This window comes from Janthinobacterium tructae (genome assembly GCF_006517255.1).
Taxonomy (GTDB): domain Bacteria; phylum Pseudomonadota; class Gammaproteobacteria; order Burkholderiales; family Burkholderiaceae_D; genus Janthinobacterium; species Janthinobacterium tructae.
In genome coordinates, this window is the sequence record NZ_CP041185.1 from 3,188,077 (window position 1) to 3,213,562 (window position 25,486).

26 protein-coding genes and 1 tRNA gene are annotated in these 25,486 nt (G+C 58.9%); 12 read left to right on the forward strand and 15 right to left on the reverse strand.

From position 1 onward, the window contains the following. The first annotated feature begins 3 nt into the window (after positions 1-3). The 4 genes from FJQ89_RS13890 (at position 4) to FJQ89_RS13905 (ending at position 4,934) form a co-directional block, all read left to right on the forward strand. A complete protein-coding gene (locus FJQ89_RS13890) occupies positions 4-966 on the forward strand; it encodes a UDP-glucose 4-epimerase family protein (protein ID WP_141170597.1) in 963 nt (320 codons plus the stop codon). After that, positions 950-1,510, forward strand: coding sequence for a sugar transferase (locus FJQ89_RS13895; protein ID WP_141170598.1), 561 nt, complete (start codon positions 950-952; stop codon positions 1,508-1,510). Before FJQ89_RS13890 ends, FJQ89_RS13895 begins: the two co-directional genes overlap by 17 nt. 135 nt (positions 1,511-1,645) lie before the next feature. After that, complete coding sequence (locus tag FJQ89_RS13900; protein ID WP_141170599.1) at positions 1,646-3,592, forward strand: polysaccharide biosynthesis protein; 1,947 nt, start codon at positions 1,646-1,648, stop codon at positions 3,590-3,592. An 88-nt stretch (positions 3,593-3,680) separates the two neighbouring features. After that, positions 3,681-4,934 carry a lipopolysaccharide biosynthesis protein gene (locus tag FJQ89_RS13905; protein WP_141170600.1) on the forward strand — a complete coding sequence of 418 codons (1,254 nt, stop codon included), beginning with the start codon at positions 3,681-3,683 and terminating at the stop codon, positions 4,932-4,934. A gap of 359 nt (positions 4,935-5,293) precedes the next feature. Here FJQ89_RS13905 and FJQ89_RS13910 read toward each other — a convergent pair whose 3' ends face one another. After that, entirely contained in the window at positions 5,294-6,835 is a 1,542-nt protein-coding gene (locus tag FJQ89_RS13910; RefSeq protein WP_141170601.1) for a DEAD/DEAH box helicase, read from the reverse strand. A 375-nt stretch (positions 6,836-7,210) separates the two neighbouring features. On the opposite strand from FJQ89_RS13910, the gene FJQ89_RS13915 reads away from it, so the two are divergent. After that, positions 7,211-7,429, forward strand: coding sequence for an oxidoreductase-like domain-containing protein (locus FJQ89_RS13915; RefSeq protein WP_141170602.1), 219 nt, complete (start codon positions 7,211-7,213; stop codon positions 7,427-7,429). 8 nt (positions 7,430-7,437) lie between these two features. On the opposite strand, the gene FJQ89_RS13920 is transcribed toward FJQ89_RS13915, so the two are convergent. Further along, entirely contained in the window at positions 7,438-7,623 is a 186-nt protein-coding gene (locus FJQ89_RS13920; RefSeq protein ID WP_141170603.1) for a hypothetical protein, read from the reverse strand. Between the two features lie 274 nt (positions 7,624-7,897). Between FJQ89_RS13920 and FJQ89_RS13925 the strand changes: the two genes are divergently transcribed. Continuing rightward, positions 7,898-8,617 (forward strand): Crp/Fnr family transcriptional regulator, encoded by a 720-nt coding sequence (locus tag FJQ89_RS13925; RefSeq protein WP_102120862.1) that lies wholly within the window; start codon positions 7,898-7,900, stop codon positions 8,615-8,617. Positions 8,618-8,689: 72 nt separating this feature from the next. On the opposite strand, the gene FJQ89_RS13930 is transcribed toward FJQ89_RS13925, so the two are convergent. Beyond that, entirely contained in the window at positions 8,690-9,097 is a 408-nt protein-coding gene (locus FJQ89_RS13930) for a GFA family protein (RefSeq protein ID WP_141170604.1), read from the reverse strand. A 121-nt stretch (positions 9,098-9,218) separates the two neighbouring features. On the opposite strand from FJQ89_RS13930, the gene FJQ89_RS13935 reads away from it, so the two are divergent. The 3 genes from FJQ89_RS13935 (at position 9,219) to FJQ89_RS13945 (ending at position 10,597) form a co-directional block, all read left to right on the forward strand. Beyond that, positions 9,219-9,710: a DUF4265 domain-containing protein gene (locus FJQ89_RS13935; RefSeq protein WP_141170605.1), complete on the forward strand. Its 492-nt coding sequence runs from the start codon at positions 9,219-9,221 to the stop codon at positions 9,708-9,710. Between the two features lie 120 nt (positions 9,711-9,830). Continuing rightward, complete coding sequence (locus FJQ89_RS13940) at positions 9,831-10,199, forward strand: BPSL0067 family protein (RefSeq protein ID WP_141170606.1); 369 nt, start codon at positions 9,831-9,833, stop codon at positions 10,197-10,199. Then, positions 10,196-10,597, forward strand: a complete 402-nt coding sequence (locus FJQ89_RS13945) for an STY0301 family protein (RefSeq protein WP_141170607.1) — start codon at positions 10,196-10,198, stop codon at positions 10,595-10,597. Before FJQ89_RS13940 ends, FJQ89_RS13945 begins: the two co-directional genes overlap by 4 nt. A 120-nt stretch (positions 10,598-10,717) precedes the next feature. Here FJQ89_RS13945 and FJQ89_RS13950 read toward each other — a convergent pair whose 3' ends face one another. Beyond that, complete coding sequence (locus tag FJQ89_RS13950) at positions 10,718-11,443, reverse strand: pyridoxine 5'-phosphate synthase (RefSeq protein WP_141170608.1); 726 nt, start codon at positions 11,441-11,443, stop codon at positions 10,718-10,720. 124 nt (positions 11,444-11,567) lie between these two features. Between FJQ89_RS13950 and FJQ89_RS13955 the strand changes: the two genes are divergently transcribed. After that, positions 11,568-12,281, forward strand: coding sequence for a YjjG family noncanonical pyrimidine nucleotidase (locus FJQ89_RS13955; protein ID WP_141170609.1), 714 nt, complete (start codon positions 11,568-11,570; stop codon positions 12,279-12,281). A 92-nt stretch (positions 12,282-12,373) separates the two neighbouring features. Here the strand turns inward: FJQ89_RS13955 and FJQ89_RS13960 are convergent, their stop codons facing one another. The 9 genes from FJQ89_RS13960 to ybiB form a co-directional block, all read right to left on the reverse strand. Further along, positions 12,374-12,709, reverse strand: coding sequence for an FKBP-type peptidyl-prolyl cis-trans isomerase (locus FJQ89_RS13960; RefSeq protein WP_141170610.1), 336 nt, complete (start codon positions 12,707-12,709; stop codon positions 12,374-12,376). A gap of 256 nt (positions 12,710-12,965) precedes the next feature. After that, the gene (locus FJQ89_RS13965) at positions 12,966-13,346 is read right to left on the reverse strand and encodes a hypothetical protein (protein ID WP_141170611.1); all 381 of its coding nucleotides are present in this window, start codon (positions 13,344-13,346) and stop codon (positions 12,966-12,968) included. Positions 13,347-13,490: 144 nt separating this feature from the next. Then, positions 13,491-13,569 (reverse strand) — tRNA-Ile (locus tag FJQ89_RS13970). A gap of 108 nt (positions 13,570-13,677) precedes the next feature. Continuing rightward, entirely contained in the window at positions 13,678-15,918 is a 2,241-nt protein-coding gene (rpoD, locus tag FJQ89_RS13975) for an RNA polymerase sigma factor RpoD (RefSeq protein ID WP_141170612.1), read from the reverse strand. Positions 15,919-16,382: 464 nt separating this feature from the next. After that, positions 16,383-18,179: a DNA primase gene (dnaG, locus tag FJQ89_RS13980; protein ID WP_141170613.1), complete on the reverse strand. Its 1,797-nt coding sequence runs from the start codon at positions 18,177-18,179 to the stop codon at positions 16,383-16,385. A gap of 130 nt (positions 18,180-18,309) precedes the next feature. Further along, positions 18,310-18,762, reverse strand: coding sequence for a GatB/YqeY domain-containing protein (locus tag FJQ89_RS13985; RefSeq protein ID WP_058049818.1), 453 nt, complete (start codon positions 18,760-18,762; stop codon positions 18,310-18,312). A 194-nt stretch (positions 18,763-18,956) separates the two neighbouring features. Further along, complete coding sequence (gene rpsU, locus FJQ89_RS13990; protein WP_008451879.1) at positions 18,957-19,169, reverse strand: 30S ribosomal protein S21; 213 nt, start codon at positions 19,167-19,169, stop codon at positions 18,957-18,959. 183 nt (positions 19,170-19,352) lie between these two features. After that, entirely contained in the window at positions 19,353-20,567 is a 1,215-nt protein-coding gene (locus FJQ89_RS13995) for a BaiN/RdsA family NAD(P)/FAD-dependent oxidoreductase (protein ID WP_141170614.1), read from the reverse strand. 56 nt (positions 20,568-20,623) lie between these two features. After that, positions 20,624-21,616 carry a DNA-binding protein YbiB gene (gene ybiB / locus FJQ89_RS14000; RefSeq protein ID WP_141170615.1) on the reverse strand — a complete coding sequence of 331 codons (993 nt, stop codon included), beginning with the start codon at positions 21,614-21,616 and terminating at the stop codon, positions 20,624-20,626. 197 nt (positions 21,617-21,813) lie between these two features. On the opposite strand from ybiB, the gene FJQ89_RS14005 reads away from it, so the two are divergent. After that, complete coding sequence (locus FJQ89_RS14005; RefSeq protein ID WP_071075628.1) at positions 21,814-22,875, forward strand: 3-deoxy-7-phosphoheptulonate synthase; 1,062 nt, start codon at positions 21,814-21,816, stop codon at positions 22,873-22,875. A 123-nt stretch (positions 22,876-22,998) separates the two neighbouring features. On the opposite strand, the gene FJQ89_RS14010 is transcribed toward FJQ89_RS14005, so the two are convergent. Next, positions 22,999-23,406, reverse strand: coding sequence for a nitrite reductase (NAD(P)H) small subunit (locus FJQ89_RS14010; protein WP_141170616.1), 408 nt, complete (start codon positions 23,404-23,406; stop codon positions 22,999-23,001). 209 nt (positions 23,407-23,615) lie between these two features. Here FJQ89_RS14010 and tsaD point away from each other — a divergent pair, with 209 nt between their 5' ends. After that, entirely contained in the window at positions 23,616-24,656 is a 1,041-nt protein-coding gene (gene tsaD / locus FJQ89_RS14015) for a tRNA (adenosine(37)-N6)-threonylcarbamoyltransferase complex transferase subunit TsaD (RefSeq protein ID WP_141170617.1), read from the forward strand. On the opposite strand, the gene eutC is transcribed toward tsaD, so the two are convergent. After that, positions 24,657-25,445 carry an ethanolamine ammonia-lyase subunit EutC gene (eutC, locus tag FJQ89_RS14020; RefSeq protein ID WP_205704492.1) on the reverse strand — a complete coding sequence of 263 codons (789 nt, stop codon included), beginning with the start codon at positions 25,443-25,445 and terminating at the stop codon, positions 24,657-24,659. It lies immediately after the preceding gene. Positions 25,446-25,486: the final 41 nt, after the last annotated feature.

Here is a 25,486-nt window from a genome sequence, read left to right on the forward strand (position 1 = left end):
TAGATGATTTTGGTTACCGGTGGTACCGGCTTTGTAGGCGCATCCGTTTTATGCCGGCTGGCAGAGGATGGCGGCACCCATGCTCTACGCGCGGCGGTACGCAGATCCGATGCGACCGTCCCGTACGGCATCGAGAAAGTCCTCGTGGATGCGCTTACCGCAAACACTGACTGGACCGCGGCACTCTCCGGTGTGACAGCGGTGGTGCATTGCGCCGCACGCGTGCACATTATGGATGACACGGCACAGCATCCACTGGACGAATTTCGTCGAGTCAATGTCCAAGGGACCTTGACTTTGGCGCGCCAGGCTGCCGCCGCTGGCGTGCAGCGCTTTATATTTGTCAGCTCCATCAAGGTCAATGGCGAAATGACTGAGGCTGGCGCCCTCTTCACCGCCGATGACGTTCCGGCGCCCGTTGATGCCTATGGCGTGTCAAAATTGGAGGCCGAACAGGGCCTGCGCGAACTGGAAGCGCAAACGGGTATGGAAGTCGTCATCATCCGTCCCCCGCTGGTATACGGACAGGGCGTCAAGGCGAATTTTGCCGCAATGATGCGCTGGCTGGCGCGCGGCGTTCCTTTGCCGCTGGGTGCAATCCCTAATCAGCGCAGTCTGGTCGCACTGGACAATATGGTTGATTTGATGGTCACGTGCCTGCGCCACACCAATGCCGCCGGACAAACTTTTTTGGTATCAGATGGCCAGGACACCTCCACCACCGAATTATTGCAACGCATGGCACAGGCCATGGGCCGCCGCGCGCACCTGATTCCCGTGCCCGCGAGCATGCTGAAACTCGGCGCCAAACTGATAGGCAAATCAGATGTCGCACAACGCCTGTGCGGTTCGCTGCAGGTTGATATTGAAAAAACGCGCCGTGTTCTGGGATGGACACCGCCCCTGACGCTTGATCAGGGTTTGCAAAAAGCAGCGAAAGGAAATGTACGTGAAACGAGTGTTTGATCTCTTGCTAGTCTTGGTGGCATCTCTGATACTCCTCATTCCGGTAGTGCTGGTTGCGCTACTGGTGCGACTCACATCAACCGGCCCTGCCCTGTACTGGTCAGACCGCGTGGGGAGAAACAATAAAATTTTCAAAATGCCCAAGTTCCGCAGCATGCGGGTCGGTACACCGGCTGTGGCGACGCATTTGCTGACCGACGCCCAATCACATCTGACGCCAGTAGGCAACTTCTTGCGCAAGAGTAGTCTCGACGAACTGCCACAGCTATGGAGTATTATTCGTGGCGACATGAGCTTTGTCGGCCCCCGCCCCGCGCTGTTCAATCAGCAGGATTTAATTGCATTGCGCACGCAATATGGCGTCGAAAAGATCTTGCCAGGCCTGACGGGCTGGGCCCAAGTAAATGGCCGAGATGAATTGCCCATTCCAGAAAAAGTCAAACTGGATGTGCAATATATGCAGCGTCAATCCCTTCCGCTTGATGTGAAAATCATATTCCTGACATTTCTGAAGGTAATACGCCGAGATGGCATCACTCACTAATTTTCAAGACGGAGTGCATCGGCCAGAAAGTTGCACCGTCAATGTTATTGAATTACATACAAATAACTCAAGGTTTCCGAAAAATAAATTTACGGTAACATTGCAAAATTCATCTAGCAATTATTTATTATAAAAATGAAATTATTTCTTGAAATTTCCCGCACGCAAAAAAAAATGATTGCAGCGACGCTCGATCTATTCTTTTTGCCGTTGACTTTTCTCCTCGCGATCATACTACGTTACGATGTAGTAAATAGCGCTTTATTATCACAATATCTGTGGCTGATCATAGCGGCACCGCTGATATCGATTCCGATCTTTACGCGACTCGGGCTTTACCGCGCAGTGGTCCGTTTTATCGATCAGAAAATAGTCTATGTCGTCATCATTGGCGTCACTATATCAGTGGCATTGCTGGTCGCCTTGACAGCCCTGGTGTCACATATGGAGGGATATTCGCGTGGCGTCTTCGGCATCTATTGGGTCAGTGCCATTACCTATGTTGTGTCCAGCCGCTTCCTGGCCAGAGGCATTTTGCTCAATACAAACAAGGACAATCCGGCAGTCAGGATTGCCATCTACGGCGCAGGCAAGGCCGGCACCCAACTGGCAAGCGCCTTGCGCGCCGGTCATGAATATCTGCCGGTTGCCTTCATCGATGACATGAAGGAGTTGAAGGGCGCCACGATTTCCGGCATCAAAGTCTATGCATCCGTAGATCTGCAACAAGTTATCGAGAAAAAGAATATCAGCGAGATCCTGCTGGCCATGCCATCACTCAGCAAGGGAAAGCAAAAAAACATACTCAACATCGTTGAAAACCATAAGGTAAAAGTCAAGGTTGCGCCGCCAGTGGAAAGCTTGGTGAATGGTGAATTGCGTATCCAAGACGTGCGCGACATCGAAATCGAAGACTTGCTGGGTCGTGACCAGGTCATACCGCATTTAAACCTGATCTCTGGCTGCATTACCGGCAAGTCGGTGATGGTGACCGGTGCCGGAGGGTCCATCGGTTCTGAACTGTGCCGTCAAATCATCAAGTTGCACCCGGCGCGCCTGATTCTCCTGGAAATGTCCGAGTTTGCCCTGTATTCCATCAAGCAGGAACTCAAAGACATCAAACATCTTCACGGTTCGGGCGTGGAATTGGTGCCTTTCCTTGGTAGCGTGCTGGATATCGAAAAATGTAAAAGTATACTGGCTACATTCAAGGTCGAAACTCTGTACCATGCTGCCGCGTACAAGCACGTGCCTTTGGTGGAGCACAATCCTATCGACGGCGTCCGCAACAACGTATTTGGTACGCTGAGCATCGCCCAGGCCGCCATGGCCGCCGGTGTAAAAAGTTTTGTGCTGATTTCAACCGACAAGGCGGTACGTCCGACAAATGTCATGGGCACCACCAAGCGCCTTGCCGAATTGATTTTGCAGGCCTTTGCACGCGAGCAAACAAATACCCGTTTTTGCATGGTGCGCTTTGGCAACGTATTGGGTTCATCCGGATCTGTCGTACCCCTGTTTCGCAAGCAGATTGAAGCAGGTGGCCCCATCACCTTGACGCACCCCGAGATTACGCGCTATTTCATGACCATTCCGGAAGCTGCGCAGTTGGTGCTCCAGGCCGGCGGCATGGGGAAAGGTGGCGATGTCTTCGTGCTCGACATGGGCGATCCTGTCAAAATCATGGATCTGGCAGAACGCATGATTCATTTGAGCGGACTTGAAGTCAGGAGCAAAGCGGCGCCGGATGGCATTGAAATCGAACATGTCGGCTTACGCCCAGGTGAAAAGCTGTACGAGGAATTACTTATTGGAAATAATGTAGAGGGGACGGAACATCCGCTGATCATGCGGGCTCAAGAGTCAGAAATCGCATGGTCGGAACTGCGGACGATCTTGAGCAACATGGAGAATGCCTGCAAGAATTTTGAATATGAAGAACTGCGTGCCCTTTTGCAATTGGCAGTCAAAGAGTATACGCCACTCTGTGGCATCGAGGATTTCATCTGGGCTAACAGGAACCGGCTCAACGGAAACGAGCAACAAACTATTGTTGAAAATCCTTCGTACAAAATAAGGTAACTATTTGCCTTTTCGGCAAACCACTTCCAGGCACAGCCCAAGAAACTGGTAACAGATTGCAGTGAACAGATTACTAATAAAGAAAATTATGAAACACCTTGACGAATTGCAACAAGACGATCATCAGCATATATATTATGATGAAAGCGAAACCAAGCTCAGCGACTTGCTGCTACCGCTATGGCATGCACGCAAGTTGATTATCGGCGTCACGCTCGGCGCGACCGTAATAGGTGGCATCGGCAGTGTGATTCTCTCCAAATACAAAAGCGAGGGATTTCTTCAGTTTGGTGGTGCGATACCCCTGCAAAAGAAAAACAAGGATCCCAAGGATAGCAAGGAAACCGAGCCGCCAACGGGTATCGCGATCAGCGACTACAAGCGTTATGCTGCCGCGTTCAACAGTGCGGAACGCTTCGCCGAATATACCCAAGAAGATAAATTGACCAATGCTCCTGAAGTCATTCAGTTGCGCAAGACCTTTGCCTCACGTGAAGGCATCAGTGCACGCATCGAACCTATTTACTCTTTCACAAAACTGGATGCCAAGGAATTGGGTGGGGGAAGCAAGGATAGCGACAGCAACGTAATAGGGTTGCGCATCAACTATGCATCCGCATCGCCAGAGGGCGCCCAAAAAGCTGTAGGCCTGCTTGGCACCTATGCTATGGATACGATCGTTTACTTGATCTATTCAGATGCCTTGCGCTTCAAGCATGCAGAAATGAACACGAAGATTACCGAACTCGAAAACGATATTATCTCCAGTAATGAAAAGCAAGAACAATACAAGCGCAAAGGCAATAATCTGAAACAGATTATTACGCGCTACCCTGACTCCGCCAATCAGGCGACACGTCAAGTGGTCACTGTTACAGAAGAAAGCGCGCGCTATCTGTCGCCGGTAGCTCAATTGATGAGTAGTGAAGTGGAGTTCGCAGAGGCCAGCGAGGCCATTCTCAAAGCCAAGCGGGAACAGCAGCAGTACAAGCTGCTGCGTGAGTATTATGATCGGGTCAAAGTATTACTCGACAGCACAAAGTCGGGCGAGACCATTTTGCGCGGCCTGGAACCCATCAAACACGCCGTCTTCAAAGACAAGAACATGGAAGACGAAGCTATCCGCCAAGTCTTTAACAAGCTCACTATCGAGAATCAATCAGCGCTCAATCTGTATCTGGACAAGAGCCGCTTCATTGCCGGTCCAAGCTTACCGGAAAATCGTACCGAGCCTCTGTCGCTGGTACTGGTGTTTAGTGCCTTGCTGGGCTTGCTCGCGACGGGATGCTTTGTATTGGTCAGAAATTGGTTGAAGAAAAATAGTACACAGATCGAAGGTTAATTGGTCTGTAAGCGCAGACACGGTCAGCTGCCCCTGCACATTGCATCTCGTCGCCAGAGATGCAGCATGCGGCCTAACGTCGCCGGGTCTCAAGGGAATCAAGCCGTCAGGAGAGTACGTTCACGTAACAAGGGCAACGTTTTCTACCCCAGTAATCGACGCCCTGTCGATCCCGGCCATACCATTGAGTGATGCTTGAATTTATTTTCCGGTCAGCTGACGCGTCACCGTTGGGAGGAGACTTTCGCGTGTACATACGTACGCATCAGGCATGCACACTCAGGAAAAACGCAGAGGCAAGCTATTTACCGCCTCTGCATGAGCCGCCATCCCGCTGGGTTAGCAGCGCGTAACACTTACTACTTCAATAACCCACCCAACAACGCCGCCACCTTCTGCTTCGGCTTGGCCGCGACTGGCGCCATGCTGGCAGCAGCGGGAGCGGCGGCCTTGGCTGGTTCATACGGCTTCAGGAACCAGGGATCGGCCTTTTCGCGGCGGGCGCCGGGGCCAAAGGCGGGACGCGCACCGCGCTCGGCGGAGCGGCTGTCGCGGCTGCTGTCGCCAGCATGACGGCTCTCTGGGGGGCGCGCGGGACGCGCCTCGCTACCTTCGGTGCGGCGCGGCGGACGACGTTCGCTGTCGCTGCTGCGGGCAGGAGCCGGATTGAAACCCGTCAATTCGCCGCGCTTGATGCTTTGCTTGATGAGTTTCTCGATATCGACCAGCAAGCGCTCGTCTTTATCCGAATAGATCGAAATGGCGTCGCCCGAGGCGCCGGCACGGCCCGTACGGCCGATGCGGTGCACATAGTCTTCCGCGTTGTACGGCAAGTCGAAATTGATCACGCAAGGCAAATCGGAAATATCCAGGCCGCGCGCCGCCACGTCGGTCGCGACCAGCACGTCGATCTCGCCCTTCTTGAACGCTTCCAGCGCCGCCATGCGCTCTTGCTGGCTCTTGTCGCCATGAATCGCCGTGGCGCTCATGCCTTCCTGCTCCAGCACGCGGGCCAGGCGCGAGGCGCCGATCTTGGTGTTCGAGAATACGATGACCTGTTTCAGGTCGCGTTGGCGCAGCAGATGGGCGACCAGGGCATGCTTCTGGTCTTCCGTCACCTTGTACACCACCTGCGTGACCCTGTCGGCCGTCTGGTTGCTGCGCGCCACTTCGATCGTCAGCGGATCGTTGAGGAAGGTGGCGGCCAACTTCTTGATTTCTGGCGAGAACGTGGCTGAGAACATCAGGTTCTGGCGCTGCTTCGGCAGCAAGTTGATGATGCGCTGCAAGTCCGGCAGGAAGCCCATGTCCAGCATGCGGTCGGCTTCATCCATGACCAGCATTTGCACCTGGCTCAGACTGATATTCTTTTGCTCGATATGGTCGAGCAAACGTCCCGGCGTGGCGATGACAATTTCCACGCCGCCGCGCAAGATGACCGTTTGCGGCTTCATGTCCATGCCGCCGAAAACGACCGTCGAACGCAGCGGCGTGTGCTTGGCGTAGGCCTTGACGTTTTCTGCCACCTGCACCGCCAGTTCGCGGGTCGGGGTCAGGATCAGCGCGCGTACCGGGTGGCGCGCCGGCGACATGCTGCTGCTGGCATGCGCCATCAGCAACTGGATGATCGGCAAGGAAAAACCGGCGGTCTTGCCGGTGCCCGTTTGCGCAGCGCCCATTACATCGCGCCCTTGCAGCACCACGGGAATGGCTTGCTCCTGGATCGGTGTCGGACGGGTGTAGCCCTGATCGGTCAGTGCGCGCTGGATTTCAGGCGCGAGGCCAAAGTCGGCGAAAGTCAGGGTGGGGGCAGCGGATGCTGCAGGTGCAGGTGCAGCGGCGGGCGCCGCTTCAGGGGCAATCGCCGGGCTGGGCGTAGGAGTCGATTCGGTTTCAGACATAAATTTTCTGGTGTGCCTCCGCACTGCGGAAGCCATGCTTTCTCAATAAACAACATTTCTGGGCACAGGCAGCTCCGTCTTGCAAGCCATGGATCATCGTTCTTGCGGCACCTCCGTGCTCCGGGACATGCTGTATGGCGTATGCGGGAGCGTCGAAGAGATGTGCTGCGATGGCGGCGGAGATCGCGCCGGCGGAACATCGCGCGCAGAAGATACAATATCAGTGCTGTAAACGATACCCTAATTCACCGCAACTGTACACGGAAACCGTGATTTTTGAGCAAAAAGCGTTCCAGCAATGGCACGCCGGAATGCCGTATGATGCCAACTCCTATGCCAGCTCCGATGCCAGCTCCACCGTCGCCTGCCTTCACCATGCCCACCCCGCCTTTCCCCAACGATCCGCAACCGCAAGCGCCCAGCAAGCCGGGCAATGACGAGTGTTGCCACAGCGGTTGCACCTTTTGCGTGCTGGAAATGTACCAGGAAGACCTGGCCGCCTACGAAGAGGCCCTGAGGGCGTGGCAGCAACGCCAGCAAACCGCTGCCGCCCCGGCAGCCCCAGGGATCAAGAAGCCGCGCAAGCGCGCTTAATGTCTTAATTAAGAGCCTTTCCACTCATCCGCTGGCGCCATGGCAGCAGGCGCCTTGACGGGCGCGCGCGACCCCCTCATGGCGGCGCTGGCAACGTCAAGCATGCGCGTTTCATTCAGCGCCATGTCGGCATCCTGCAAGGCCAGCATGGGCGCCGCTTCCCAGCGGCGGAAATCGCTGAGTTGTTTCCACAAGGAAAAGTACAGAAGCAGGCGTAGGAGTCGGATGACACGAGGCAATGTTCCTAGCCTACATAAGCGCGTCGGCTCATCCGATGCCCACCCGCGCGCCCTGGTCCTATAGTGGATACAAGATTCAGCACAACGCTAGCAAGCCAGAAAAGCAGCGCCATCCAACAAAATCAGAAGACGAGGCCCTACCATGTACAAAGCTTATAGCAACCTGACCCCAGCAACGAATAGCCACGCCACCGCCCAGCACAACTGGCAAGCCGCGCCGGCAACGCCCATGATCAGCATCACGGGCGCGCAACAGAATGAATTGCTGCGCGCCTTGTCGCGCGCCGATCTGGAGCGCCTGTTTTGCCAGTTGGAACTGGTCGCTCTGCCTGCCGGCAAGCACCTGTTCGATTGCGGCGGCAAGATTGAATACACGTATTTCCCCACCAACGCCATCGTTTCCCTGCTGTATGTGATGGAAGACGGCGCCACCACCGAGATCGCCGTCATCGGCCGTGAAGGCGTCGCCGGCGTGGTGCTGTACGAAGCCGAGCGCGCCACCTGCACCGCCATCGTGCAGACGGCCGGCTACGGCTACCGCTTGAAAACGGCCTTCCTGCGTGAAGTATTCAATGAAGGCGGCGCGCTGGCGCAATTACTGATGCGCTACACCAGCGCCATGTTTGCGCAAATGGCACAGAATGTGGTGGGCGGCCGTCATTGCAGCATCGAACAGAAACTGTGCCGCTGGCTGCTGGACCGCCTCGACCGTTCGTTGTCGAACGAGCTGAAGGTGACGCAAGACACCATGGCCAACATGCTGGGCGTGCGCCGCGAAAGCGTCACCGTCACGGCGCGCAAGCTGCAGGACGAAGGCTTGATCCAGTACCGCCGCGGCACCGTCGAAGTGCTCGACCGCGAAGGCCTGGAAGCGGCCGCCGGCAATTGCTACAAGGCCGCCCGTGCCGGTTTCGAGCAGTTTCGCAGTGGCATCAGCACACACAACTAAGTAATCAGCGCTAATTAATCAGCGCGAGCACGCTTCGGCGTGCTTTTTTCATTCCGGGGCGTTAACTCTGCTTCAAACCAGATGCCCCTCATCAGCAGCGGCAGTGGCGACCAACCACCAGTGCGGCTTGCGATCTTCAAACGAGTGGTATTCGGGCGCAAACGCGGCCTGGCCAGGATCATCAAAACTGCCCACCAGCAAGGCCACCGTCGGCGCATCGTCGATGGCGCCGATGGAACTGCCGCAAGCGGCGCAAAAGGCCCGGCTGGAATATTCGGAAGAGCGGTAAGTGGCAGGTGCGCCGGCCGTCCCCGTCCAGCGTACTTGATCGCGCGCAAACTCCACCCACGCCACCGTCGGCGCGCCCGTGTGCTGCTGGCAATTTCGGCAGGAACAGCTATGCGGATTGCTGCCCTCGCCTGTTACTTCGAAGCGCACGGCGCCACATAGACAACCGCCTGCCTGCACCGCATTTTCCATTGCGCCTCCTCGTTTGCACCGTTGCGTACCCCGCCAGCTGGCACGGTCCCGGTACAATATTGCCATAAACCCCACGCTGGCGCGACCCGCAACGCAGCGCGCCGGCACTATGAAAGAATAAATGGAAGACATCAATTGCGAAGGCTTGCCGCACATCCGCGTACTGGCAGGCGAAAACACCGACGGCCCCGTGTATGAAACCCTGCCAGCGCGCCAGATCGACGAACACGTCTACGAACTGCTGGCCTCGCCCGGCCTGACCCTGAACCTGGCGCGCGGCGACATCGTCAGCATCGCCGACCCGCTCGCCCCCGCCGAAGTCTTAAAGCGCGGCGGCAACTTCTGCATCCAGATCTATGCCGACGACGTGCCGCAAGAAGCAGTCGACCAGCTCGAGCGCGACGTGCAGGAGCAGCTGGGCGGCACCATGGATGGCCAGTACAAGGGCAATCTCACCTTCAGCGTGCCGGGACACCACGGCATCTACAGCGTCAACGGCCCCTTCGATGCCTTCCGCACGGCGACGGGCGTGGAATGGTACTTCGCCAACATCTACGTCAACCTCGATGACGACGATGATGAAACCTTGCTCAACTGGTGGGTGAATATGTAAGCATGCCCGTGCGCCAGGCAGGGCCATGACACATGTCAATGCTCCGCTCTGGCACACATCAAGCTGCTTGCCCGCGCCCTGCGTACGCTCTCTCTATCGTCAACCGCAGAGAGAAACGCCATGCCCTACATTGCGCGTGCCGACTATGCAAAACAAAAAGAAATGGTGGGAAATGGCGAGTGCGTTACCCTGGTCAAACACCTCACCGGCGTCCGTGCCTCATCGCTTTGGCGCGAAGGAGACAAGGTGCCGGACCTGCTGGAAAAAGGCGGCATTGCGAAAGGCACGGTGATTGCCACCTTCGTCAACGGCCGCTATCAGAATCTGCGGCAGGGCAACCATGCGGCGCTGTTCATTCGCCAGGTGCCTGGCGGCATTGAAATTTTCGACCAGTGGCGCAACCATAAACCTAGCGCCCGCGTGATTCACTTTGGCCGTTCGGCGGCCGGGGCATCGAATCGCCCAGAACTCTATTCGGTGGTGGAATGAAGCCGCTCGCACTGCTGGCATTGCTCATCGCTGCCGCAGCGATGCTGCCAGCTGCCGCAGCCCCCGTTGCGTCCGTTTCTTGCCCGCAAGCAGCTCCATCGACCTGGAACCTGCCAGCCGCCAGGCTCGACAGCGTGCGCGTGCTGTCCTATCCGGTGGATCAGCCGCCGACAGACGGTGATGCCTTGCCTATCCTGGCTCCAGCCAGGGAATGGACACGCGCCGGCACCTTGTATCAACGCTGGGATATCAATTTTGATGCGCCCCAATATCTGTTTCAGGTGGACTGCCTGTATGCCGGTACCGAGCGCTACCTGCGCATGGCTTTGCCAGGCGTCAAACAGTGCGTCGCAGCCGTTACACAGCGAACGAAAACAGTCAGCTTCCAGTGCAAATAGTGCGCTCAGTATCACTCATCAAGCCACTCCCCGCAGTTGCGTCAAACAGGCAAAAATCCATTCAGAAATGACTGGTAAGCAAGGTCAGCAAGCGGCAAGCGCGTTCGATGTGCGGCTGCCCTACGATTGACATATCGCAAGGTAGCGGCCCAGCACCTTGTCCATGCCCAGCTCAAGACATTCGACCACCAGCGCATGGCCGATCGACACTTCCAGGATGCCGGGAATGTCCAGGAAGCGCGCCAGGTTGTGCAAATCGAGGTCGTGCCCGGCATTCACCCCCAGGCCCAGCGCCTGTGCCCGCCGCGCCGCCTGCAGATACGTTTCAAACACGGCATCGGCCTGCGCGCCGCCATAGCTTTCGGCAAACCGTTCCGTGTACAGTTCAACGCGCGCGGCCCCCACCTCGCGCGCCCATTCCAGCGCCGGGTAATCGGCATCGACAAACAGGCTGACGCGGATGCCCAGGTCGTTCAATTGCGCAATGGCGGGACGCAACAGCGCCGCATGCTGTTCGATGTCCCAGCCGTGATCGGACGTCAGCTGCCCCGGCATGTCGGGCACCAGCGTGCATTGCGCGGGGCGGGCCTTTCTCACCACATCCAAAAAATCCGCCGCCGGATAGCCCTCCACATTCAGCTCGCGTCCCCGCTCCGCGCACAGGCGCTGCAACGGAGCAACATCATCGTAGCGCGCATGGCGCTGGTCCGGACGCGGATGCAGGGTGATGCCAGCGGCGCCCAGATCGAGAAAGCGCGCGGAAAACGCGAGCAGATCCGGGAAGTTGCGGCCGCGCGAGTTGCGCAGCAGGGCGATCTTATTGACGTTGACGGAGAGCTGGGTCATGGGAGGAATGAAGTGAAAGTGACGGTTCTGGCAGCGATTGTAGCGGATCGCCCGCACAGGGCACGGTCAACCGAACTCGGCGCTACGTGCTACGATGCAAGACAAGTTCCTTTCAATACATACCATGACCTACCAGCTATTCCTGTTTGACCTGGACGATACCCTGCTCGATTTCAGGGCGTCCGAAAAACGCTCGTTCCTGCATACCATGCACGAACTGGGCTTGCGCGATGACATCGACAGCCTGTTCACCCAGTACCAGGCGATCAACGTCGATCTGTGGAAACGTTTCGAAATGGGTACCGTGAGCAAGGACGTCCTGAAGGTGGAGCGTTTCCGCAAGACGTTTGCCCTGAACGGCATCGCCATCGAGCCGGAACTGGCCAGCCGTTTGTACCTTGAATCCCTGCCGGACACGGTCGTGCTCATCGATGGCGCCAAACAAGTGTGCGAAACGCTGTCACGCATCGGCGAAGTGGGCATCATCACCAACGGCGTCGAATCCATCCAGAACCGCCGTATCGCCGCCTCCGGCCTGGGCGATTACATTTCCTTCGTCGCCACTTCGGAAGCATGCGGCCACGCCAAGCCGGACGTGCGCTTCTTTGACTACGCCGCCAACATGGCGCGCGCATTCCGCAAAGATACAAGCATCATCATCGGCGACCGCCTGGACGCCGACATCCTCGGCGCCAACCGCTACGGCATAGCCAGTTGCTGGTTCAACCCGGACAGCATGGCCAATACCTCGGCCGCCGTCCCCACCTGTGAAGTGGCCAGCCTGCATGACATCGTGCCGGCGCTGGACATGATGCAAGTCAAGCTGAAACAGGCTTGATCTTCCACAAGCGCACCGATGTCGAGCAACTGCTCGTGTGAAAAGCAGGCGTGACGGCAAGTACCCTGCCCGCCTGATTGCGCGTCAAGAAGTCAATCGCGCGTCAGCACTTCCAGCAATTCAATCTCGAAGATCAAATTGGAGTTTGGCGGTATCAAACCCACCTGCCGCTCGCCATACGCCAGATGCGCCGGCACCCACAGCTTGCGCGTGCCACCGACCTGCATGCCGTGCAAACCCAGAATCCAGCCCTGGATGACCTTGTTATTGCTCAACACACAGCGAAAAGGCTCGCCCCGCTTGTGCGACGAATCAAACTCCGTGCTATCTTCCAGCCAGCCCCGGTAATGGGTAGTAATCAGCGCACCGCGTGCCGCCGCCCTGCCGTCGCCGACGACGCTATCTTCAATCTTCACTTCAGCTGTCATGTCGAATTACCCCTCATCAAATCGCGACGCCGCGATTGTACGTCAGCATGAAAAAGCCCCGCCAGTAAGCTGTCGGGGCATGATGCGATGCGAGAGTGCGATCGGCCTCGATGGCGCAAACAAAAACCGAGAAGGCATGAGCTCAATGTTTATATTCAAAATCTCTTCGACGACATCATGAAGAAATACGGAAGAAGTGGAATGAATTTTTAAAACATCAGACTCCATTCAATCACGATTGCCTCGCTATTTTATTTTATTCGAGAGCGGAAGTGCGCACGAACCTATCATCCTGATAAATAATTCTGTCATTAACAATCATGAGCGTATGCTTCGTCATGCCAACATACACACCCACCTTGTTTTTCGCGTTATATTCGTATGATGCACACCAGCCGAATATCTCTTGTCCAATGCCTTTCTTTTTAACGCACTTCTCCGGTTCTGACACCGATAAATCAAGCACGCTGGAGGGTTCGAACAGGGTACGCGCAAAATGAGGGCGCAGGATTTTCTCGATATCTTCAGGCTTCTTACCAAAATTCTCGCTAGCCAATTGCTCTGAAGATAGAGGTGCCAGATTTTCACATCCGGAAAGCGCAATAACAGCAATAAGAGCAACCAAATATTTCATCATTTTCTTGCCTTTCACCATAAGGAAATAAAAAACCCATGGCAATATTCTAAGTTGTTTCTTATTTAAAATGTTAGGTACGCATCAAAAAATAAAAAAAGCCCCTGCAGTTTCCTGCAGGGGCTTCATTCTATTACCACTAAATTCTGGTGGGCCTCCCGTGAGTCGAACACGGCACCAACGGATTATGAGTCCGCTGCTCTAACCAAGCATGAGCTAGAGGCCCGGGGGACTGCGGCGTGGCGGCGTTATTGAAACCGCCTCGCGCGGCCGTTTTGGAAACGGACACGCGAGGATAGGGGTATCAGGGGCGCACGTCAAGCCCTATTGGCTTCTAGTTGCCTTCCAAGAAGCTTTTCAGCTTGTCGGAGCGCGATGGGTGGCGCAGCTTGCGCAGCGCCTTGGCTTCGATCTGGCGGATGCGCTCGCGCGTCACGTCAAATTGCTTGCCTACTTCTTCCAGCGTGTGGTCGGTGGACATTTCGATGCCGAAACGCATGCGCAGCACTTTCGCTTCGCGTGGCGTCAGGGAATCGAGCACGTCCTTGACCACGCCCCGCATGGACGCGTGCAGGGCTGCGTCGGCCGGTGCCAGGGTGTTGTTGTCCTCGATGAAGTCGCCCAGGTGGGAATCGTCGTCGTCGCCGATCGGCGTTTCCATCGAAATCGGTTCCTTGGCGATTTTCATGATCTTGCGGATCTTATCCTCGGGCATTTCCATCTTGATCGCCAGCGTAGCCGGATCGGGTTCCGCGCCGGTTTCCTGCAGGATCTGGCGTGAGATCCGGTTCATCTTGTTGATCGTCTCGATCATGTGCACGGGAATGCGGATCGTGCGGGCCTGGTCGGCGATCGAACGCGTGATGGCCTGGCGGATCCACCAGGTCGCATAGGTCGAGAACTTGTAGCCGCGGCGGTACTCGAACTTGTCGACCGCCTTCATCAGGCCGATATTGCCTTCCTGGATCAGATCGAGGAATTGCAAACCGCGGTTCGTGTATTTCTTGGCGATCGAAATAACCAGGCGCAAGTTGGCCTCCGTCATTTCGCGCTTGGCCTTGCGCGCCTTCATTTCACCGGCCGCCATCTGGCGGTTGATGTTGCGCAAGTCCGGCAGCGGCAGCACGACCCGCGCCTGCAGGTCGATCAGGCGCTGCTGCAGTTCCTTGACGGTCGGAATGTTGCGACCCAGGATGGCGCTGTACGCGTGTCCTGCATTGACTTCGCCATCGACCCAGTCCAGGTTGGTTTCGTTGCCGGGGAAAACCTTGATGAAGTGGGCGCGCGGCATGCCGCAGCGGTTCACGGCCACGTCGAGAATCTGTTTCTCGATATGGCGCACTTCGTCGACCTGGCCGCGCAGGGTGTCGCACAGCTTTTCCACCACCTTGGCGGTGAAGCGGATACCCAGCAACTCTTGCGAAATGGCGTCCTGCGCCTTGGCGTAGGGCTTCGAGTTGTAGCCTTCTTTCTCGAAAGCGCGGCGCATCTTGTCGAACTGCTGCGAAATGACGGCAAATTTTTCCAGCGCCGTGCGTTTCAGCGTTTCCAGCTGCTCGGCGGAGAAGCCGGCCGCGCCGGAAGCGTTCGCCTCTTCCTCTTCTTCGACTTCCTCTTCTTCCGCTTCGCCTTCTTCCTCGTCTTCTTCAACGGGAGCGGCCACGACAGGCGCGGCGGCGACCGGTTCGCTTTCATCGACGAGGCCATCGACGATTTCGTCGATCTTGATCTCTTCGTTGGCGATGCGGTCGGCGGCGGCGATGATCTCGGCGATCGTCACGGGACAGGCGGAAATGGCCTGGATCATGTCTTTCAAGCCATCTTCGATGCGCTTGGCAATCTCGATCTCGCCTTCGCGCGTCAGCAGCTCGACCGAGCCCATTTCGCGCATGTACATGCGCACGGGGTCGGTGGTGCGGCCAAAGTCGGAGTCGACGGTCGACAATGCGGCCTCGGCCGCCGCTTCTGCCTCGTCGTCGCTGGTGACGACGGCAACGTTATCGGACAGCAACAACGTTTCCGCATCGGGCGCGTGTTCGTAGACGGCGATGCCCATGTCATTGAAGGTACCGATGATGCCTTCGATGGCTTCCGGATCGACGATGTTTTCAGGCAAGTGATCGTTGATTTCCGCGTAGGTCAGGAAACCGCGTTCCTTGCCGAACTTGATCAGGGTCTTGAGTTTCTGGCGCCGGCGCTCGAGTTCTTCCTCGCTCGCTTCCGTGTCGGACGAGAATGCGTCTTTCAGCAGTGCGCGCTCTTTCGCCTTGCGGTCCTTGGCCTTGGCCTTGTCGACGGCCTTCAGTTCGGCCCGCTCGACGGCGTTCAGGGCAGCGACTTCATCATTTTCTGGCTGGAATTCTTTTGGCTTGCGGCCGCGGCGGCCTGGCACTTTTACCGACGGCAAGACATACCCGGACGTATCGATGGCCGCCAGGGTGGCGGCGTCGGTGGTCTGGCTGACCACGGGCGCGCTGGTCACGCGCGCTTCTGGCCGGTCGAGCGCCTTTTCGGCTTTCGTGGTAACTTTAGTGGGCTTTGCAGCCGCTTTGGATTCGGGTTTCTTGATTGGCACAGGCGCTTTCGATTACACAACGACTTGCTTTACGGTGGATTAGGATAAAGTTTGCTGCCAGTTCCCTGTCTACCTGCGGGAACCACCATCTTCGAACCTGCCGACAACGCAAATCCGACACTGTTACGTTACTTACACCTCATCGGCCACGATCCGCGGGAAGCGCAGCAATTCCTGTCCACCGGCTGTTGCCAGCCGCCTCGGCAAAAATTCCTGCATCGACCGCGTTGGGAGCGAGAGCCTGGCGCGGCTTGCCAGCGTCTGCGAGCCTTGCCCGCAACGCTGAAAACGCCAGTTGGCCCTGGCTGCCGACACGATCCACCGCGCCGATCAAGAGCCTAACTTACTGAAAACAAATACTATTTACGAAACAGAACTAGCTTGCCAAAGCACACAATACTTAGCATTTAATTATAGCACGCGAAAAATGTTTTTCCAGTGCGCGCCATACCCCCAGAGCAAGATTAGCGATTCACCAACTCGGCATCGCGTTCACGCTCCAACTCGCCTTGCTCCTGCGTGATTTCGCGGTAGCGTACACCAATTTTCTCGGATGGCAAACCCGACGCAAACAATTGCTGCAATTCCGCCTTCAATGCATTCAATTTGATCTCGCGGATGGTGCTCACCAGCCACGACAATTCGCTGTCGTAATCGGATTCCGTGCCGGCCGCAATCTCGCCGATGATCTCGTCGTATTCGCTGCCCAGCTCCTTCAACTGCTGCGCCAGCGCGGCGAAACTGCCATGCTCGCCCAGCGCCTGCCCCACGGCCACCAGCTGCCCCAGGCTGTGGGCGGCATCCGGTCCCAGGTGCTGGAAAGCGGTCAGGGCGGCTTCGTCGATGCGCAGGCTCAGGGGCGGATGCGCCACCAGCATGCGCATGATCTTCAATTCCAGTCCCACGGGCACGGGGCGGCCCGATTTCGGCGGCGCGCGGCGCGCCACGGCAACGGGTTTCGCCAACTCGAACAGGGCTTCGATCTCGGCCGGCGTGGACTGCGTCAGCTGCGCCAGGCCGCGCACGATCTGCAGGCGAAGGGACGACGGCGCCATCAGCTGCAGCAGGGGCTTGGCGTCGAACTGCACGCGGGCACGCCCTTCCGGTTCCGACAAATCATGCTCGCCCGACACTTCTTTCAGCAAGAATTGCGACAGCGGCATGGCTTCATGCACTTGCTGCTCAAAACCTTCGGTGCCGAATTCGCGGATATAGCTATCCGGATCATGTTCCGACGGCAGGAACAGGAATTTAATCGTCTTGTTATCCGACACGTGGGCCAGGCTCGCTTCCAGCGCCCGGCGGGCGGCGCGGCGGCCGGCCTTGTCGCCGTCAAAGCTGAAAATCACGTTATCGGTCTGGCGCAGCAGTTTTTGTACGTGGGTGGGCGTGCACGCCGTGCCCAGGGTCGCCACCGCCTGCGGGAAACCCATCTGCGCCAGCGCCACCACGTCCATATAACCCTCCGTCACCAGCACATAGCCGGCATCGCGGATGGCCTGGCGCGCCTCGAACAAGCCATATAGTTCGAAACCCTTGGAAAACAAGGGGGTTTCCGGCGAGTTCAGGTATTTCGGCTCACCGTGGTCGAGCACGCGACCACCAAAGGCGATGACCTGGCCCTTGGTATTACGGATAGGAAACATGATGCGCTCGCGGAAACGGTCATAGCGCTTGCGGTTATTGCCCTCTTCATCGACCTTGTCGATCACGAGACCGGCCTCGGCCAGGGCCGTCACGTCGTAATCGGGGAAGACGGAACGTAAATTATCCCAGCCGCCGGGCGCAAAACCCATGCCGAAGCGAGCGGCCACTTCGCCCGTCAAGCCCCGGTTCTTCAGGTAGGCGATGGCTTCCGGTGCGTGGCGCAACTGGCCACGGTAGTAATCGCAGGCCTGCGTCATGGCGTCGGACAGGGCCAAGCTTTGCGCCTGGATCTGCGCGCGCTGGGCCGGCGGGATCTTGTCATCCGCTTCCGGCACGACCATGCCCACGTTCTGCGCCAGATCCTTGACGGCGTCGACAAAGCCCATGCCCGAGTATTCGATCAGGAAGCCGATCGAGGTGCCATGCGCGCCACAGCCGAAGCAGTGGTAGAACTGCTTGGTGGGGCTGACGGTAAAGCTGGGCGATTTTTCACTGTGGAATGGGCACAAACCCATGAAATTGGCGCCACCTTTTTTCAGTTGCACATAGCGGCCCACCACATCGACGATATCGACGCGGTTGAGCAAATCGGAAATGAAGGATTGAGGTATCACTGGCTAGGGCGGGTCTTGTTATAGGTCAGACTATACTACCGCACGTGGCCTGAGGTTGAGCCAGGTCAACGTGTGGGCTGTTAAGAGGCTGCCAGCGCGACGGCTGGCAGCCCTTGCTACTATTGCATGCTTACGCTGCCGGCGTCAGGGCTTTCTTGACCAGGGCGGACACCACCGTCATGTCGGCGCGACCGGCCAGCTTCGGCTTGACGATGGCCATGACCTTGCCCATATCTTGCGGACCGGCGGCGCCCGAGGCGGCCACGGCGGCAGCCACTTCGGCCGCCACTTCTTCATCCGACAGGCCTGCAGGCATGTAGCCCGCCAGGTGCACCAGCTCGGCTTTTTCGATGTCGGCCAGGTCGGCACGGCCACCGGCTTCGAACTGGGTGATCGAATCCTTGCGCTGCTTGATCATTTTTTCCACGATGGCCGTCACGTGGGCATCCGTCAATTCGATGCGCTCGTCGACTTCCTTGCGCTTGATTTCCGCCAGCAACAGGCGAATCGTGCCCAGCTTGCCCGCTTCCTTGGCGCGCATGGCGTTTTTCATGTCTTCGGTAATTTGTTCTTTCAAGCTCATGGCAATCCTCGTGTTGGTAAGTGGGCTAGCTGCTCGTGTGTGCGCTCCAAGCAGGCAGCCACAAAAGCGAAAACCCGCTGCGGCGAACCGGAGCGGGTATGCGACTCATCTGAAGTATCACTCCAGGCGAATCAAAACAAAACCCGTGGCGAACAATGCGCCGAACTACCCGGGTTGGTTCTGACTGAACAGTCTTAGAATAATTTTTTCGGCAGTTGTTGGCTGCGGATGCGTTTGTAATGACGCTTTACAGCAGCTGCCAGCTTGCGCTTGCGCTCAGCTGTTGGCTTTTCGTAGAATTCGCGTGCGCGCAATTCGGTCAGCAGACCCGTTTTTTCGATGGTGCGTTTGAAGCGACGCATTGCGACTTCGAACGGCTCGTTTTCTTTAAGGCGAATAGTGGTCATGTAAAATTCAAACCGTTGAGGTGGTGTATAGGAAGAGATAGATAGTAGCAGCTTTTATTCGGAAAGGGAAGCCCCTCCCCCACTTGCGTGCGGCATGCGGCCTGCGATCGCTGCCGGAATGTGGCGTAAACCACGCACCGGGGCCGGCGCACCGGGCGCCAGAACCCAATACTACAGAGTTGCTTATTGCAAGGCAATACCTGCCGCCACACCGGAAGCCCAGGCCCACTGGAAGTTGTAGCCGCCCAGCCAGCCCGTCACGTCGACCGCTTCGCCGATGAAGTACAGGCCCGGCACCTTGTTGGCCATCATGGTCTGCTGCGACAGTTCGCGCGTGTCGATGCCGCCCCGTGTCACTTCGGCCTTGCGGTAGCCTTCGGAGCCGTTCGGCACAATGGACCAGGCATTGATGGCCTGCCCCAGCTTGCGCAGCTGGGTGTCGGGCATGTCGGCGATGCGCGCATCCGGGGCCAGGCCGTTGACGGTCAGCAAGCAGTCAGCCAGGCGCTGCGGCAGCCATTGCGCGACGATATTGCCCAACTGCTTCTTCAAGGTGCCCTTGCCTTCGATCAAGGTCTGCGCCACGTCCACTTCCGGCAGCAGGTTGATGACGATGGGCTCGCCCGGCAGCCAGTAACTGGAAATTTGCAAAATTGCCGGACCGGACAGGCCGCGATGGGTAAATAACAAATCTTCGCGGAAACGCGCACCCGTTGCCTTGCGGCCTTTCAGGCTGCCCGTTTCCACATCCACTTCCAGGGCGATGCCGGACAGTTCCGCGAACGGCGCCCAGCTGTCCGCATCGAACGTCAGCGGCACCAGGGCCGGACGCGGCTCGACCATCATCAGATCGAATTGCTTGGCGATGCGGTAGGCAAAATCCGTGGCGCCGATCTTCGGGATCGACAGCCCGCCCGTGGCGATGACGATGCTGGCCGTCTCGATGTCGCCGCCATCGGTCTGCAGCACGAAGCCACCATCAGCTTGCTGGGCAACATTGTCGATCTTGCACGGCATGCGCCAGTGCACGCCGCCAGCGGCGCACTCGTCCTTGAGCATGTCGATGATCTGCTCGGCCGATTCATTGCAGAATTGCTGGCCCTTGTGCTTCTCGTGGTAGCCGATGCGGTATTTTTTCACCAGCGCGAGGAAATCCTGCGGCGTATAGCGCGACAGCGCGCTTTTGCAGAAATGCGGATTTTCCGAGAGGAAATTTTGCGGAGTGGCGTTAATATTAGTGAAATTACACCGTCCACCACCCGAGATGCGGATCTTTTCGGCCAGCTTGGCCGCGTGATCGATCAACACCACGCGCTTGCCTTGCTGGGCGGCAACAGCCGCACACATCATGCCGGCCGCGCCCGCGCCGATCACTGCCACATCAAATTGTTTTGCCATAAGAATTCCGCTCACCGCTGATTACAAAGACGCCATTGTAAACTGCGGCGAGGCGGCTAGCGCGGCCGTGCAGCAATCTGCCGCGATGCCATCAGGCATTGCTCCACTTGCCCGGCGATCGACGGCGGCACGGGCACCTCGCCGCGCAGCACGGCAGCGATCCAGGCGGCCGTGGTGGCCGCATCGCGCTCGGCGGGCAGATGCGGCAACTCGTCCACCAGCAACTGCTTTTCCACCAGCACCGTGCGTTCGCTCCCGTGAAACCAGTCGATCTGCTGCGCCTTGTTGGCGTTGGCCACCGTCTCGCCTTCCGTACCGCGCATCAGGAAAGCATCGCCGCGCGCAGGATCAGAGGCAGTCAGGAAATATTCGCCGAGCATTTCCAGGTATTCCGGGTGCGTGTACGACACCAGGCGCAGGGCCGGCCCGGCGAACGGCTGCATGATCTTCACCAGGGTATGCGTGGAATTGCGCACGCCCAGCACGCGTCGCAGCGACAGCATGTGTGCCAGGCGCGGCGCCAGTGATGCTATGGACAAAAAGGCGGCTTCCCCGCGCATCATGGCGGCCTCGGCTTGCGCATGGTCCGCCGAGGCGGGCACGCCCAGCGCGGCCAGCACTTCTGCGGTGGTGATGCGGCCGGGGTCGCTCGTCACGCCATGCACGAGCACGGGCGCCCCCGCGCGCGCCAGCAGCAGCGCCAGCAAGGCCGTCAGATTGGCCATCTTGCGCGCGCCGTTATAGCTGGGAATGATGATCGGCGCAAATTCACCTGCCGGCGCGACCAGCGGGGCGAACGACGCTTCGGCCGCATCGAGGAAACCGGCGATCTCGTCCACGGACTCACCCTTGATGCGCATCGATAACAAAATGCCGCCCAGTTCCAGGTCCGACACGCGGCCCTCGAGCATGGCGCGGTACAGGGCGCTAGCGTCCATGCGCGTCATGCTGCGCGCGCCGTTCTTGCCGCGTCCTATTTCTTTGATGAAACGTGCAGCGGGGAATGGCTCACCGGCCACATCGGCATGGGGGATGGAAACAGTCGTCATGGCGCCAGCTTACACGGATTGGCGCCGATGCAACAGCCGGGCAAGCGGAAGCGCGGGCGTGGCGGGCGCGGAAGCGGCCAGCCTGCCACAATAACAACTCATCCGCTGCCATTTGGCGGCCAGCCACGCCGCCAGGCCGCATTTCCGCTACACTATTGCCTCTTAAAGAACGCAATAGCGAAAGCCGAGCCAGAATCATGAATACGCCAGACATCGAAAATATCAACGTCACTTCCTTCGCGCCCATGCCGACACCGGCCGAACTGCACGCCAAACTGCCGCTGTCGGAGAGTGCCTTCGACACCGTCAGCCGCGGCCGTGAAGCGCTGCGCAATATCATCGACCGCAAGGACCAGCGCCTGTTCGTCGTCGTCGGTCCGTGCTCGATCCACGACCCCGTCGCCGGCCTCGATTACGCGCGCCGCCTGAAAGCGCTGCAAGAGGAAGTCAAGGACACGATGCTGCTGGTGATGCGCGTGTATTTCGAAAAACCGCGTACCACCACGGGCTGGAAAGGCTATATCAACGACCCGTACATGGACGATTCGTTCAAGGTCAACGAAGGCATGGAAAAGGCGCGCCAGTTCCTGCTCGACGTGTGCGAACTGGGCATGCCTACCGCCACCGAAGCGCTGGACCCGATCTCGCCGCAATACCTGGGCGACCTGATCGCCTGGACGGCTATCGGCGCGCGCACCACGGAATCGCAGACGCACCGCGAAATGTCGTCGGGCCTGTCGACGCCAGTCGGCTTCAAGAACGGCACCGATGGCGACATCAGCATCGCCGTCAACGCGATCCTGTCGTCGGCGCACCCGCACTCCTTCCTGGGCATCAACGCCGAAGGCAATGTCGCCATCGTGCGCACGCGCGGCAACGCGTACGGCCACGTGGTACTGCGCGGCGGTGACGGCCGCCCGAACTACGATTCGGTTTCGATCGCCATCGCCGAACAGGCGCTGGCCAAGGCCAAGCTGCCGGCCAACCTGGTGGTCGACTGCTCGCACGCGAACAGCTATAAAAAGCCGGAACTGCAGCCGCTGGTGATGGCCGACGTGGTCAACCAGATCCGCCAGGGCAACCACTCGCTGGTGGGCGTGATGATCGAATCGAACATCGTCGGTGGCAACCAGAAGATCCCGCAAGACCTGTCGCAACTGACCTACGGCTGCTCCGTCACCGACGGCTGCATCGACTGGGACACGACGGCCACCATGCTGCGCGATGCGCATGCACATTTGCTCAATCGCCCGGCGTAAATATCGCAGATGACGGCCAACGATATTGTCGGATTACGGCCCTGTGGGCCTAATCCGACCTACCCGGCCGGCCGTAGGTCGGCTTAGCGCGCAGCGCGTAAGCCGACACCGCCACCAGGCATATCACGCCATCTGCACATGCGGCAGCACGGCGAACGATCCCGCCAGCGCCTGTTCGGCCTTGCTGGCCGGGATATTGAGTTCATTGACGTCCAGGTAGATGCGCCCCTCCAGGATGCGCACGGCGTACATGCGCGCCATGCCCTGCACGGGCGCCACCAGGCGGCCCGAATCGAGCTCGATGATCCAGCTGTTCTTCGGCCCCATCAGGTTTTTCTCCATCAGCACCCCATGCGCCAGCGGGCCGCCCAGGCAAGGCACCGTGTCGAGCAGCGCGTACACCGTGTCGTCAAGCGCGCGAAACAGCGCCACGCCCGGCAAGTCCTGCCACGCCAGTCCCCGCTGCACCATGCGCGCGCCCGCCTGCGGCATGTCCTTCAGGCGGCAAATCATTTTCCATTGTTCCGGCATTGCTAGCTCCTTGAAAAAGGCACACGCTTGCCTAAGCAAAAGCGGTGCCAGTGCCAGGACAGGCAAAAAAAGGGGGAAATCGGGAGCAAAACACCACTGCGGCGCACTGCGCAAGTGCACACTGCCGCTGAATTGGTGCGCCGGCCGCACGGTGGACTGCCCGGCTTTCCTTTACAATGACGGATTACTCCTCCCTATTTAGCACCTTCATGATTGTTCTTGGCGTCGAATCCTCCTGTGACGAAACCGGCCTGGCCTTGTACGACACGCAACGCGGCCTGCTGTCGCACGCCCTCTATTCGCAAGTCGCCATGCACGAGCAATATGGCGGCGTGGTGCCCGAACTGGCGTCGCGCGACCATATCCGCCGCGCCATCCCGCTGCTGGAGGAGACTCTGACGAAGGCCGGCATCACCCTGCCCGAGATCGACGCCATCGCCTACACGCAAGGTCCGGGCCTGGCCGGCGCGCTGCTGGTCGGTTCCTCCGTCGCTTGCAGCCTGGGCCTGGCCATCAACAAGCCGGTGCTGGGCATCCACCACCTGGAAGGCCATCTGCTGTCGCCATTGCTGGCGTCCGAACCGCCGCAATTCCCCTTCATCGCGCTGCTGGTGTCGGGCGGCCACACGCAGCTGATGCGCGTCGATGGCGTGGGCCAGTACACCATGCTGGGCGAAACGCTCGATGATGCGGCCGGCGAAGCGTTCGACAAGTCGGCCAAGCTGCTGGGCCTCGGTTATCCGGGCGGCCCCGCCATTTCACGCCTGGCCGAATTCGGCGATCCGCTGGCGTACAAGCTGCCGCGCCCCATGCTGCACTCGAAGGATTTCAATTTCAGCTTTTCCGGCCTGAAGACGGCCGTGCTGACGGTGGTGAAGAACCATGAAGAAAAAGTCATCGCCAATATCTGCGAACAGGACAAGGCGAATATCGCGCGCGGCTTCGTCGACGCCATCGTCGACGTGCTGACGGCCAAATGCGTGGCGGCGCTCAAGCACACGGGCTTGAAACGCCTGGTGATCGCCGGCGGCGTGGGCGCCAACGCGCAGCTGCGCGCATCGCTCAACGCGGCCGCCGCCAAGAAGCGTTTCAAGGTGTATTACCCGGAGCTGGAATTCTGTACCGACAACGGCGCCATGATCGCCTTTGCCGGCGCCATGCGCCTGCAGATCAACCCAAACGCCGCCAAGTACGATTACTCGTTCAACGTGCGCCCGCGCTGGCCGCTGGACGAAATCCGCGAAGTCTGATCACTCCAGCAGGAAGTTGCGCGAGCCCGCCAGGGCCGCGCCCTCTTCCACCGTTTCATCCTTCAATGCCACGCCCGACAACTGCCGGCTGAACGCCTGCGACAGCAGGTAGTGCAGCCGGTACGCGGCCGGCGCATACGCCAGGCCCTCGGGACGCACGTTCGAGATGCAGTTGCGCCGCTCGTCCAGCAAGCCCACTGTGGGTGCCCACGTCAGATACAGGCCCAGGCTGTCCGGGGAACTCAGGCCCGGCCGCTCGCCGATCAGCACCAGCACAGCCTTCGCCTGCAGCAATTGCCCCACCTCGTCGCCGATGGCCACCCGCCCCTGCGCCACGACGTACACCGGCGACAGCGTCCACGCTTCTGCCGCCAGCCGTGCGCGCAGGGCGGCGAGGAACGGTGCCGCGTGGCGTTGTATCGCCAGCGCCGACAGGCCATCGGCCGCCACCAGCGCCAGGTCGACTCGCGTAGCACCGGTCACCAGCCGCGCGCGTGAAACGTCGTCAAGCCGGCGTCCCAGGTCGGGGCGCTGCAGATACTCGGCGCGCGTGGCGGCGGCGCTATGCAGCTGCACGCAGTCTTGCCCTTGCGCTGCCAGGGCCCGTGCCAGGGCCTCGCCATCGAGCGCCAGGTGCACGGCGTCGCGCGCCTGTGCGTGGGCCAGCTGGAACGCCAGCTGCGCGCTGGTCGGCACGCTCACGCCGTGGCGCCCGAGCGCAATGCGCGCCGCCGTATGCCGGCGCAGGGCTTGCCAGGAACTGTCGCCAAAGGTGTCCTTGATAACCATGTCATCCTCCCCGCGCATGCGTATCCTTGCTACACTGCGCC